Origin of the sequence: Pseudonocardia sp., assembly GCF_050246655.1 — a bacterium.
Taxonomy (GTDB): domain Bacteria; phylum Actinomycetota; class Actinomycetes; order Mycobacteriales; family Pseudonocardiaceae; genus Pseudonocardia.
Window position 1 is genome coordinate 22863 of sequence record NZ_JBFWVQ010000063.1, and the last position, 12052, is coordinate 34914.

The window sequence follows — 12052 nt, forward strand, 5'->3', positions numbered from 1 at the left end:
CAGCGGCGTCCCGGTCAGATCATCGCGAGCGGCTGGACCAGCCGCGTCATGTGCCGGGACGGAGTGACGCCGAGCTCGCGCTGCACCATTCCCCGGTAGCGTTGGTAGTGCTTGAGCGCGCAGGCGGTGTTCCCCTCGGCGAGGAAGATCTCGACGACCGTCCGGTGCGCGCTCTCGCGCACCGGCTCGATCGCGACGGCGGCGAAGGCCGCCTTGAGCGCGACGAGATGCGTTCCGCACGCCATCAACTGCTGGGCGAGGGCCTCCAGCGTGTGGAGCCGGATCTGGTCCCACCGTTGTCGCTCGATCAGGAGCCAGTCGTCCGACCAGTCCATGAGCAGCCCCTCGGACAGCATGGCGATCAACCGCTCCGCATCGGCGGGCTCCCGTCCATGGCGCTCATGGCGGGGTTCGCGGGCCAGCTCCAGGGCGACGTGCAGGTCGGTGGCGACGCTCGGGGCGAGCAGCAGTCGCGCACCGTCGCACTCGACGAGGGCTTGGTGGCCGTAGCGACGCGCTCGCCACAGGGCCGAACGTAGGTTCGCGCCGGCTCGCCCGCGGGGACTGTCAGGCCATAGCAGCTCCGCGGCGATCGCACGCGGGAGGCCCCCAGGGGTCAACGCGAGGCACCCGAGCAGCCGTTGGGCTCCCAGGGCCAACGGTACCGACCGGCCGTCGACCCGCAGCCCGAATCCCCCGAGCACCTGGATCCCGATGTCCCGATGCGCAGTTCCCTCCATCGCTTCCCCCCACGGATGCTGTCTCTTGAGTTGTTGTCCCCCGCATCAGCATTCTTCCCCCACCGACGTCACACGGACATGTACCGACCGTCGTCAGCGAGTCATCCGAACGGTTCCGTGCGTTCCCCTGCTGCGGCGTCCGGCGAGCGCAGCTCACCGTGCTCGAACCAGGCGCGGACGATGAAGATCGACGCCGAGGGGTCACGGCTCACCCGTCGAGGGTGGCAGCGACGCCGTCTCCCCGTCGTCTCCGAGCCCGCGACCCGGGGAGCCGGTGACGCCCGGGAAGCGCGCGGGTGACGATCCGGCGCCGGCCGCGCACATCACGCCCGGACGGCGGCCCGCGCATGGTGTCCGACGGCCCGCATCGCGGGCGTCACAGTCGACCGGAGGGGTACACGTCATGGCCATCACCACCGAGGCACCACGCCGCACACCGAGCCGGACCCGCGGTTCGGCGAAGACCCGCGACACCACGACCGCGACGGCGGCTCCGGACGGCGGCGTCGTCGTCGTGACCGCGGCGGCCGACGACCTCGTCCCCCGGTTCCTCAACGTCCTCCTCCCGGTCGCCGCCTCCCTCGTCGCACCCGCTCTGCCCGCCGTGGGCGGAGCGATCGGCGACCTGATCGGCGGCTCGTCGGGCAAGAAAGTGGGAACGCAGATCGGCGGCGGGGTCGGCAGCGTGCTCGGCGGACTGTTCGGCGGCCGGGAGATCAGCGTCGTGGACGTCGAGGCCGCCCGGGCCCTCGAGCAGTACCAGCTGGCGCAGGTGGTCACCCAGATCACGCAGGACTGCACGCCGGCGCTCGTCGACGCCATGCGCCAGGAGGTCGAGAGCAGGAGCTCCCGCGGCGAGTCAGGTGACCTCGACCAGGAGGCCCTGGAGCGCAGCTGGGGGTTCCTCGCCTCGTTGGTGGTCGACCAGGTGATCAAGCACGCGCCTGCCGCCATCAAGGCCGCGACGAAGGCCGTCGGCAGCATCGTCGGCAGCCGGGACGTCGACCAGCTCGACCCCCTGCTGGTGGACACCGAGACGATGCAGCGCTTCGTCCTCCCGTCGATCTCGAACGTGCTGACGTGCGTGCAGTCGTGCATGCCGCAGTTGTTCTCCCTGCTCACCGCGAAGCGGGAGATCCCGCGCGACACCGGCATCAGCTGGCAGGACCTGGAGTCGACCAAGCGACTCTGGGACAACGACTGCATCTCGCTGCTGTCGCTCAACCCGATCGACAACCCGAACGAGATCGAGATCGTCCTGGAGCTCGCCCCGCACAAGACGTGGTGGAAGGGCATCCAGGTGCAGGATGACAACGGCTCGGCCGTCGCCGAGATCGGGGTCCAGGACCGGACGAAGGTCGCCTCCGTCCGCGTGCCGTCGGTCCAGCTGCTCGACCCGGGCGGCTACCTCGTGTTCATGAAGGCGAAGATGTTCGGTATCCACACCGGCATGTACCGGCTGGCGACGGGCGGGCTCAGCCAGCTCGCCGGGCACAGCGCCCACTTCTACTGGTACGCGGACTGATGCGCACCCTGCGATGGGGCATGAGCGGGGACGACGTCGCCAGACTCCAACAGGCGCTGGTCGACCGCGGGTACCTCCGCTCGGCGGTGGACGGCCGCTTCGGCCCCCTGACCGACAACGCCGTCCGTTCCTTCCAGGCCGACCACGGGCTCTCGGTGGACGGCGTCGCCGGACCGGGGACCCAGGCAGCGCTCGGGCTCGCCGAACCGGTCGCCGGCGGCCAGTCGACCGGCGACGCGTCCGGTCCTTCGGCGGTCGCGCGCTCGCTGCACATCGGCGTGAACCGGGTGGATCCGGCCCGCTACGGTGGCTGGGACGGGGCGCTGAGCGGGTGCGAGAACGACGCCCGCACGATGACGTCGATCGCGCAGGCGGAGGGTTTCCGGACCGCACAGCTGTTCACCGCGGACGCCACGTCGGCGAACGTCCTCGCGGAGATCGCCGAGGCCGCCCGCACGCTGACGACCGGCGGGATCTTCCTGCTGAGCTACGCGGGCCACGGTGGGCAGCGCCCGAACACGGGCGCCGACCCCGAGGAGGACCAGCAGGACGAGACCTGGGTGCTCTACGACCGTCAGCTCCTCGACGACGAGCTGGAGCTGGCGTTCACCGCCTTCGCACCCGGGGTGTCCATCGTGCTGCTGTCCGACAGCTGCCACAGCGGGACGGTCTACCGCGGCATGGACTCCGCTCAGCTCGCCGTTGCCGAGCTGAAGGACAGCTACTACGTCGGTCTCGCGTCGCCGCGGCCCGGCCCCGACGACGTCGGCACGGCGGCGACCTTCCCACGTCCGCCGGCGGGGGAGCGGACCGGTGAGCCCGTCGCGGTACAGCGTGCCCTGTTCGCCCGGGCGACCGGTTGGGAGCTCGGTGATCACGGCTTTCGATCGGCCGGCACCCGGGTGCCTTCCCGGTTCCCGGGACAGCACAGCCGCGCCGCGGTCGGGCTGCTGACCCGGACCGGTGTTGCGGCCGTCCCGGGGAGCGGGTCGCCGGACGCGGGGCGGGTCGTCACGCGGAACATGCCACTGGGCACGAACGCCATCGTCAACGAGCTCCAGGCCGAGGTGCTGGCCGCGGTAGGGGATGCCGCGGCGGCCCGGGGCGCGATCCGTGCCTCCGGGCTGCTCATCTCCGGCTGCCAGGACAACCAGCTCTCCCAGGAGGTGAACGGCGCGGGCGTGTTCACGACGGCCGTGGTGCGGACGTGGGCCGGAAACACTTTCGCCGGTTCATACACCGCGTTCCATCTGGAGATCCTGACCCGGATGGGGCCGACGCAGACGCCCATGCTGAGCCTGTTCGGGGCCCAGCCGGACGCGTTGGCGGCGCGGACGCCGTTCGATCCGTAACCGCGTGGCGGGGCGGTCCGGGCACCGGACCGCCCCGCCCGGGGTTGCCGCGTGGCGCACGTAGCATCGGTTGCGTGCTGAGATCGCGGGCGGGGACCTCCGGCGAGGGCGTGCGGTTGGGCGACATCGTCCTGCGCAACCGGCTGGTCACCTCGTCGAGCCTGCTCGGGTACGGCGTGTCGGACTCGAAGTTCGGCTACGGCATGAGCCCCGTCGCGCTGCTCGTGCCGCTCGCTGAGTTCGGCGCCGTCACCACGCGCACGCTCACCGTCGAGCCCCGCGAGGGGCACTTCACGACCCGCACGGACTGGGCGCTGCACGAGGTGCCCGACCTGCTGCGCCGCTACGGGACGGTGCTGCGCGGCGTGGACGGCGGGTGGATCAACGCCTTCGGCTGGTGCAACGTCGGCATCGACGCCTACCTGCGCGACTACTACCCGCGCACCCGCGAGCAGCGCACGATCATCTCGTTGGGCGGGTTCTCCGCCGAGGAGCTCGTCACGCTCGTGGACCGCGTCAACGCCGCGGTCCCGGCGGGCGACATCGCAGGCGTCGAGTTCAACGTCAGCTGCCACAACGTCAACTTCGACTTCTCCGCGATTCTTCAGGACGTCCTCGACGAGGCCGTGCCGCGCAGCAACCACCCGGTGATCCTCAAGCTGTCAGCGGACCACGACTACGTGCGCAACGCCCGCCAGGCTGCCGCGGCCGGGGTCGCCGGGCTCACCGCGATCAACACCGTCAAGGCGCTGCGGCTGGACCCGCGCACCGGCACCCCGTTCCTCGCCAACCGCTACGGGGGGCTCTCCGGGCGGGCGATCAAACCGATCGCGCTGCGCGTGGTCTCCGAGCTGCGCGAGGCCGGGGTGACGCTGCCGATCATCGGTACGGGCGGGGTGCGCACCGCCGACGACTGCCGGGAGTACTTCTGGGCCGGGGCGGACGCCGTCGCGCTCGGCAGCGCGACGTGGCTCGCGTCGTACCCGGGGTACGTGCTGGCCCCGCTGCGCGCGCTGCGGATCCGCCGGATGCTGCACGCGGTGCGCGGGTACACCCCGCCGCGTACGGTCGCCCCGTGACCCCTGCCGCTGCGGTCCGGGCTCCCGACCGCCGTCCCGACGTGGTGCTGTTCGACATCTTCGAGACGCTGCTGCAGCTGGAGGCGCTCGGGAAGCGGTTCGCCGACATCGGACGGCCCGCCGGGGAGTGGGAGCTCTTCTTCGCCCGCCTGCTGCGCGACGGCATGGCGCTCACCCTGGCCGGCACGGCGCGCCCGTTCGGCGAGGTGGCGCGGGCCGCGCTGCGCACCACGAGCGGCATCGGGCTGTCCACCGACGCGGTCGAGCACGTGCTCGGCGGGTTCGCGGAGCTCCCGGTGCACCCGGACGTCGAGCCCGCGTTCGCCGCCCTCGCCGACGCGGGCATCCCGGCCTACGGGTTCACCCACGGCAGCGCGGCGGTCGCCGCCGCGGCGCTCGACCGCGCCGGGGTGCGCGGGCACCTCCGCGACGTCTTCTCCGCCGAGGAGATCCCGTCGTTCAAGCCCCCGGCCGTGGTGTACGACTTCGCGTGCGCGCGGGTCGGCGCGCCGCACGAGCGGGTGGCGCTGGTGGCCGCGCACTCGTGGGACGTGCACGGTGCCGTGCGGGCCGGGCTGGTCGCGGGGCTCGCCACCCGCCTCGAGGGCTGGGTGCCGGACGTGATCGACCCGCCGCACGTCGCGGCCGAGCGGCTGGACGACGTCGTGGCCGGGGTGCTGGCCCTGCCGCGCTGACGCCGCCGGCGACGGGGCTCCGGCGCACGTCCGATCGCGGGCCGGGCCCACCGTGCACACCGTGGCGTCACCGTGCGGACGCCGGGCCGTGTGCACGGCCACCTCAGGGTGTGCACGGCGCTGGGGGGTGTGTACGGCGCTGGGGTGTACGGCCCGTCAGGCGCCGAGGGCCCGTCGCCGCCCACCGGCCACCGCGGCACCGCCGAGATCGGCCCGCCTGCCGGCCTCGGCGCCGTGGGCGAACCCCGAGCCCGAGTACGTGGCGCGCCGCGCCCGCCCGAGCCGCGGGAACGCCTCGGCGTAGGCCCGCTCGACGCGCCGGGAGCGGTCGGCCAGCACCAGTGTCACCCCGCCGCCGGTGGCCGCCCGCTCCGCGCGCTCCTCGGCGCGGGACCGGGCGCGGGACTCGGCCTCGGCGAGCCGCCGGTGCACCTCGTCCGCGAAGCCGTAGAGCCACGAGCGCCGATAGGCGGCGACCGACTCGCCGGGCCACGGCGGCCGCAGCCGGACGAGCTGGCTCGTCGCCTGCAGCAGCAACGACGTGTAGAGCAGCTCCACCCGCTCGCGATCCGAGGCGAAGCCGAACACGGTGACGGCCGCGACCCGGCCACCGGAGGCGGTGTGCAGCACCGCGCGGCACTGCAGCGCGCCGGCCGTCCACGCCAGCAGCCGGGCCTTCCCGGCGCTGTACGGGTCGTCCATCGCGATCCGCTGACCGCCGATCTCGTCGCTGCCCGGGTCGGCGGCGGCCAGCAGCGCGGCGTCGATGCCGTGGCGCGCCATCAGTTCGACGGCCTTCGCCGTGTAGATCTCGGCCTCGGCGGGCGTCGCGGCACCCTCTGCCTTGGCCAGCAGCTTGCGGACCGTGTCGAGCTTGTCGGCACCCATCCCGCCCCCGATCGTTCGAACATTCGTTCGCGCGGTCTTTCTACCATCCCGGCCCGGGTCGCGGGGCACCTGCCACGCCGAGATCACGGGCCTCGCCGTCACGGGGACGTCGGCGGGCGTCGGCCATGTTCTCGACGCGGCGCCGGTCGGTTCCCGCTCGCACAGACCCGGTGGTGCCGGCACATACCGCCGGCGGGCTGTGCCGACGCCATCAGGTGTGTGCCGCCCGTCGCACAGGTGTGCGACGGCCGGCGGCCGTGACGTGTCGGACCGACCGTTCACCGTCCAAGACGGGCGCGCGACCGGGGGTGTTCGACGCCGGTCCTAGGCTGGAGGGGCCATGCCCGATCCCGCCACGTACCGTCCCGCGCCCGGGTCGATCCCGGAGGCCCCCGGGGTCTACCGGTTCTCGGACGCCCACGGCCGGGTGATCTACGTCGGCAAGGCCAAGAGCCTGCGCCAGCGGCTCAACTCCTACTTCGCCGACCTCGTGCACCTGCACCCGCGCACGCGCCAGATGGTGACCACGGCCGCGCACGTCGAGTGGACGGTGGTGGCCACCGAGGTCGAGGCCCTCCAGCTCGAGTACAACTGGATCAAAGAGTTCGATCCGCGGTTCAACGTCCGCTACCGCGACGACAAGACCTACCCGGTGCTCGCGGTGACGCTGCACGAGGAGTACCCGAGGCTGCACGTCTACCGCGGCCCGCGACGCAAGGGCGTGCGCTACTTCGGCCCGTTCGCCCACGCCTGGGCGATCCGGGAGACGCTCGACCTCCTGCTGCGCGTCTTCCCGGCCCGTACGTGCTCGGGCGGGGTGTTCCGCCGCCACGGCCAGATGGGCCGGCCCTGCCTGCTCGGCTACATCGACAAGTGCTCGGCGCCGTGCGTCGGCCGGGTGACGGCCGACGAGCACCGCGCGATCGTGGAGGACTTCTGCGACTTCCTCGCCGGCCGCACCGACCACCTCATCCGCCAGCTGGATCGCCGCATGGCCGAGGCGTCCGAGACGCTGGAGTTCGAGAAGGCCGCCCGGCTGCGCGACGACATCGGGGCGCTGCGCCGCGCGATGGAGCGTCAGGCCGTGGTACTCGGCGACGGCACGGACGCCGACGTCGTCGCGTTCGCGCAGGACGAGCTGGAGGCGGCGGTGCAGATCTTCCACGTCCGCGGCGGGCGAGTGCGCGGCCAGCGCGGCTGGGTGATCGACAAGGTGGAGCCCACCGACACCGCGCAGCTGGTCGAGCGGTTCCTCACCCAGTTCTACGGCGAGCAGGCGGCGCTCGCGGAGGCCGCGGACGACGCGAGCCAGCCGGTGCCGAGGGAGATCCTCGTCCCGGAGCTGCCCCCGAACGTCGACACGCTCGCGGACTGGCTCTGCCGGCTGCGCGGCTCCCGCGTGCAGGTCCGGGTACCGCAGCGCGGCGACAAGCGGGCGCTCGCCGAGACCGTCGCCCGCAACGCGGCCGAGGCGTTCGCCCGGCACAAGCTGCGCCGCGCGGGTGATCTCACGGCGCGGTCGGCGGCGCTGCAGGAGATCCAGGACGCCCTGGGGCTCGACACGGCGCCGCTGCGCATCGAGTGCGTGGACGTCAGCCACGTGCAGGGCAGCGACGTCGTGGCGTCGCTGGTGGTGTTCGAGGACGGGCTCGCGCGCAGGTCGGAGTACCGCCGCTTCGAGATCCGCGGAGGCGCAGGCCGGGCGAGCATCGAAGGGAGCGTAGCGAGCGAGGAGCGGAGCTCGGCCGGAGCCGACCATCGGCGCGGAGGTGCCGACGGCGGTGACGTCGCGGCGATCGCGCAGGTGGTGCGGCGGCGGTTCAAGCGGTACCTGGCCGAGACGGGCGGCGGGACGGGCCCGGAGCCGGACCTGGCGGAACCCGGCGCCCACCGCCCCGGGATCGACCCCGCGACCGGCCGCCCCCGCAAGTTCGCCTACCCGCCGAACCTGCTCGTCGTCGACGGCGGGCAGCCCCAGGTGGAGGCCGCCGCGGACGTGCTCGCCGAGCTGGGCATCACCGACGTCGCCGTCTGCGGCCTGGCGAAGCGGCTGGAGGAGGTGTGGCTCCCGGCCGACCCCGACCCGGTGATCCTCTCCCGCACCTCCGAGGGCCTCTACCTGCTGCAACGGGTGCGCGACGAGGCGCACCGCTTCGCGATCACCTACCACCGCCAGCGCCGCTCGGCCGGCATGACGGCCTCCGTGCTGGACGGCGTCCCCGGGCTGGGCCCCGCGCGGCGCACGGCGCTGCTCAAGCACTTCGGCTCGGTCCGCAAGCTCAAGGCCGCGGGCGTCGACGAGATCGCGGCGCTGCCCGGGTTCGGCCCCCGCACCGCCGCGGCCGTCCACGCCGCCCTCCACGCACAGGAGTCCCCGTGACCGACCCCGCGCCCACCCCTCCGGACGAGCCGCACGGCATCGAGGTGGCCGTCGTCACGGGCCTGTCCGGCGCGGGCCGCAGCACCGCGGCCAAGGTGCTGGAGGACCTCGGCTGGTTCGTCGTGGACAACCTGCCTCCCGAGCTGATCGCCACGATGGTCGACCTCGGGGCCCGCGCCCGCGGCGAGATCACCCGCATCGCGGTGGTGATGGACGTGCGCAGCCGGGCCTTCTCGGGCAACCTGGACGCCGTCATCAAGGACCTGGACGCCCGCGGCGACAAGCCGCGCGTGCTGTTCCTCGAGGCCACCGACCAGGTGCTGGTGCGCCGCTTCGAGCAGGTGCGCCGCAGCCACCCGCTGCAGGGCGACGGCCGGCTGATCGACGGCATCACCGCGGAGCGGGAGCTGCTGCGACCGCTGCGGGAGATCGCGGACATCGTCGTCGACACGTCGACCACCAGCGTCCCGGTGCTGCGGGCGACGCTGGAGCGCGCGTTCGGGGCCGAGGTCGCCCAGACCACCCGGGTCACGCTGCTGTCCTTCGGCTACAAGTACGGGCTGCCGATGGACTCCGACCTCGTCGTGGACGTCCGGTTCCTGCCCAACCCGTTCTGGATCCCCGAGCTCAAGGAGTTCACCGGGCGCGACGAGCCGGTGCGCGACTACGTCCTCACCCAGGAGGGCGCGGGGGAGTTCGTGGACCGCTACCTGGAACTGCTGCACCTGATCGGCGCGGGCTACCGCCGCGAGGGCAAGCGCTACCTCACGGTCTCGGTGGGCTGCACCGGGGGCAAGCACCGCAGCGTCGCGATCAGCGAGGAGCTCGCGCGGCGGCTGCGGGACGGCGGCAAGGACGGGGACGGCGAGCACATGTCGGTCAACGTCGTGCACCGCGACCTGGGGCGCGAGTGACGGCCCGCCGGACGGTCCTGCGCGCCGTCGCGCTCGGCGGTGGCCACGGCCTGCACGCCACCCTGTCGGCGCTGCGGGCGCTCGTGGACCGCGGGATCGTCGACGAGCGGATCACGGCGGTCGTCACCGTCGCGGACGACGGCGGCTCGTCCGGGCGGCTGCGCCGCGAGCTGGGGCTCCTGCCGCCCGGCGACCTGCGCATGGCGATCGCGGCGCTCGCCGCGGACGACGCCGCCGGGAGCCTCTGGCGCACGCTGGTGCAGCACCGCTTCGGCGGCACGGGGGCGCTCGCCGGGCACGCCGTCGGGAACCTGCTGCTCGCCGGGCTGATGGAGACCCTCGGCGACCCGGTGACCGCGCTGGACGAGGTCGGGGCCCTGCTCGGGGTGCGGGGTCGGGTGCTGCCGATGAGCCGCGAGCCCCTCGACATCGAGGCGGACGTCACCGGTCTCGGCGCGCCGGGCGAGGTGCACCGCATCCGTGGCCAGGTCGCGGTGGCATCCACCCCCGGACGCGTGCAGCGCGTGCGGCTGCTCCCCGGCGAGCCCGACGCCTGCGCCGACGCACTGGCCGCCGTCCGGGAGGCGGACGTGCTGCTGCTCGGCCCGGGCTCGTGGTTCACGAGCGTGCTGCCGCACCTGCTGGTACCGCAGCTGCGCGCCGCCGTCGTCGGCAGCGCCGCCCGCCGCGTCGTGGTGCTCAACCTCGCACCCGAGCCGGGCGAGACGGCCGGGTTCTCCCCGGAGCAGCACCTGGCCGTACTCTCCCAGCACGCACCGGAACTGCGGGTCGACGCGGTCCTCGCCGACATCGCCGCCGTCTCGGTCCCGGAGCGGCTGCGCCGTGCCGCCCGGGGCATGCTGGCGTCGGGGGGCGACGTGCACCTCGCGCCGGTCGCGGCGAGCGACCGCGCCGTGCCGCGTCACGATCCCGCAGCGCTCGCCACGGCCCTGGAGGCTGTGCTGGACGCGCTGGACGCGCTGGACGCGCTCGACACATCGAGAAGGGGGCTCATGGCCGAGCCCGACCCGGAGCCGGGTGCGATCCCGGCCCGGCGCCCGCACGACCCAGCCGTTCCCGCCGCGGGCGGGGACGCTGCCGAGAGGAGATGGTGACGTGGCGATGACCGCGGCGGTCAAGGACGAGCTCAGCAGGCTCACCGTGACCAAACCGTGCTGCCGGCGCGCCGAGGTGGCGTCTCTGCTGCGGTTCGCGGGTGGGTTGCACATCGTCGGCGGGCGGGTCGTGATCGAGGCCGAGGTCGACACCGGCGTGGCCGCACGGCGGTTGCGTCGCGACATCCAGGAGCTCTTCGGCCACACCTGCGAGGCCCAGGTCATCACCGCGGGCGGGTTGCGGCGCAGCGCCCGCTACGTCATGCGGGTCACGAAGGACGGCGAGGGCCTCGCCCGGCAGACGGGGTTGCTCGACGTGCGCGGCCGCCCCGTCCGAGGGCTGCCGCCGCCCGTCGTCTCCGGCGGGGTGTGCGACGTCGAGGCGGCATGGCGGGGCGCGTTCCTCGCCCACGGCTCGCTCACCGAGCCGGGGCGCAGCTCGGCGCTCGAGGTCACCTGCCCCGGGCCGGAGGCGGCGCTCGCCCTGGTGGGCGCCGCGCGACGGCTCGGGGTGACGGCGAAGGCCCGTGAGGTGCGCGGCGCGGACCGCGTCGTGGTGCGGGACGGGGACGCGATCAGCGCCCTGCTCACCCGCATGGGCGGCCACGAGTCCGTCATGGCGTGGGAGGAGCGGCGGATGCGCCGCGAGGTGCGCGCCACCGCGACCCGCCTCGCGAACTTCGACGACGCCAACCTGCGCCGCTCCGCCCGGGCCGCGGTGGCCGCGGCGGCCCGCGTGCAGCGGGCGCTGGAGATCCTCGGCGAGGACGTCCCGACGCACCTCATGGCGGCGGGCAGGCTGCGCGCCGAGAACACCCAGGCGTCGCTGGAGGAGCTGGGGCAGCTGGCCGATCCGCCGATGACGAAGGACGCCGTCGCGGGTCGCATCCGGCGGCTCCTGCAGATGGCCGACAAACGGGCCGCGGATCTGGGCATCCCGGACACGGACTCGGCCGTCACACCGGAGCTGCTCGAGCAGGCGTGAGTGGAAGGGGCCGCGCTGTTCGCGCTGCTCAACCCCCATTCGGGGGGTACGAGGTGGGGGAAATCCGGTCGGCGGGACCGCGCGGCGACCGCCGACATCCGGACCGGTGGCGCTGCCCACGCCGCGCATCGACGCGGCGACGGTGGCCGATAGGGTCTGGGGTCAGAGCAATCCGACATGACACGAGCTGGGAGGCATGAGTGACGGTGCGGGTGGGCGTCAACGGGTTCGGCAGGATCGGGCGCAACTTCTGGCGGGCAGTGGATGCGCAGCGCGTCGCCGGGACCTCGGACATCGAGATCGTCGCGGTGAACGACATCACCGACAACCAGACGCTCGCGCACCTGCTGAAGTACGACTCGATCCTCGGCAGGCTGCC

The 12052-nt window shown here is 73.6% G+C and carries 11 protein-coding genes; 9 read left to right on the forward strand and 2 right to left on the reverse strand.

Annotated elements, in window-relative coordinates:
• Nucleotides 1-14: 14 nt before the first annotated feature.
• Entirely contained in the window at nt 15-740 is a 726-nt protein-coding gene (locus tag AB7J25_RS19400) for an AfsR/SARP family transcriptional regulator (RefSeq protein WP_428510987.1), read from the reverse strand.
• A gap of 403 nt (nt 741-1143) precedes the next feature.
• Here AB7J25_RS19400 and AB7J25_RS19405 point away from each other — a divergent pair, with 403 nt between their 5' ends.
• From AB7J25_RS19405 to AB7J25_RS19420, 4 genes are all read left to right on the forward strand, one after another.
• Nucleotides 1144-2265, forward strand: coding sequence for a hypothetical protein (locus tag AB7J25_RS19405; protein ID WP_428510988.1), 1122 nt, complete (start codon nt 1144-1146; stop codon nt 2263-2265).
• Nucleotides 2266-2285: 20 nt separating this feature from the next.
• Nucleotides 2286-3617: a peptidoglycan-binding protein gene (locus AB7J25_RS19410; RefSeq protein WP_428510989.1), complete on the forward strand. Its 1332-nt coding sequence runs from the start codon at nt 2286-2288 to the stop codon at nt 3615-3617.
• A 74-nt stretch (nt 3618-3691) separates the two neighbouring features.
• The gene (locus AB7J25_RS19415) at nt 3692-4696 is read left to right on the forward strand and encodes a dihydroorotate dehydrogenase (RefSeq protein ID WP_428510990.1); all 1005 of its coding nucleotides are present in this window, start codon (nt 3692-3694) and stop codon (nt 4694-4696) included.
• Nucleotides 4693-5391, forward strand: coding sequence for an HAD family hydrolase (locus AB7J25_RS19420; protein ID WP_428510991.1), 699 nt, complete (start codon nt 4693-4695; stop codon nt 5389-5391). Before AB7J25_RS19415 ends, AB7J25_RS19420 begins: the two co-directional genes overlap by 4 nt.
• Nucleotides 5392-5547: 156 nt before the next feature.
• Here the strand turns inward: AB7J25_RS19420 and AB7J25_RS19425 are convergent, their stop codons facing one another.
• Nucleotides 5548-6279, reverse strand: coding sequence for a DUF2786 domain-containing protein (locus AB7J25_RS19425; protein WP_428510992.1), 732 nt, complete (start codon nt 6277-6279; stop codon nt 5548-5550).
• A gap of 340 nt (nt 6280-6619) precedes the next feature.
• On the opposite strand from AB7J25_RS19425, the gene uvrC reads away from it, so the two are divergent.
• The 5 genes from uvrC to AB7J25_RS19450 form a co-directional block, all read left to right on the forward strand.
• Nucleotides 6620-8659 (forward strand): excinuclease ABC subunit UvrC, encoded by a 2040-nt coding sequence (uvrC, locus tag AB7J25_RS19430; protein WP_428510993.1) that lies wholly within the window; start codon nt 6620-6622, stop codon nt 8657-8659.
• Complete coding sequence (gene rapZ / locus AB7J25_RS19435; protein WP_428510994.1) at nt 8656-9573, forward strand: RNase adapter RapZ; 918 nt, start codon at nt 8656-8658, stop codon at nt 9571-9573. The genes uvrC and rapZ overlap by 4 nt, the downstream gene beginning before the upstream one ends.
• Before the next feature lie 17 nt (nt 9574-9590).
• Nucleotides 9591-10688 (forward strand): gluconeogenesis factor YvcK family protein, encoded by a 1098-nt coding sequence (locus AB7J25_RS19440; RefSeq protein ID WP_428510998.1) that lies wholly within the window; start codon nt 9591-9593, stop codon nt 10686-10688.
• Between the two features lies 1 nt (nt 10689).
• Nucleotides 10690-11673: a DNA-binding protein WhiA gene (whiA, locus tag AB7J25_RS19445; protein ID WP_428510995.1), complete on the forward strand. Its 984-nt coding sequence runs from the start codon at nt 10690-10692 to the stop codon at nt 11671-11673.
• A gap of 200 nt (nt 11674-11873) precedes the next feature.
• On the forward strand, nt 11874-12052 hold a 179-nt coding region (locus tag AB7J25_RS19450), incomplete at its 3' end, for a glyceraldehyde 3-phosphate dehydrogenase NAD-binding domain-containing protein (protein ID WP_428510999.1).

Bases quoted from the DNA above. Each gene is read 5' to 3' on its own strand.
- AB7J25_RS19400 (WP_428510987.1), bottom strand. From the start codon at position 740: ATGGAGGGAACTGCGCATCGGGACATCGGGATCCAGGTGCTCGGGGGA.
- AB7J25_RS19405 (WP_428510988.1), top strand. From the start codon at position 1,144: ATGGCCATCACCACCGAGGCACCACGCCGCACACCGAGCCGGACCCGC.
- AB7J25_RS19425 (WP_428510992.1), bottom strand. From the start codon at position 6,279: ATGGGTGCCGACAAGCTCGACACGGTCCGCAAGCTGCTGGCCAAGGCA.
- AB7J25_RS19410 (WP_428510989.1), top strand. From the start codon at position 2,286: ATGAGCGGGGACGACGTCGCCAGACTCCAACAGGCGCTGGTCGACCGC.
- uvrC (WP_428510993.1), top strand. From the start codon at position 6,620: ATGCCCGATCCCGCCACGTACCGTCCCGCGCCCGGGTCGATCCCGGAG.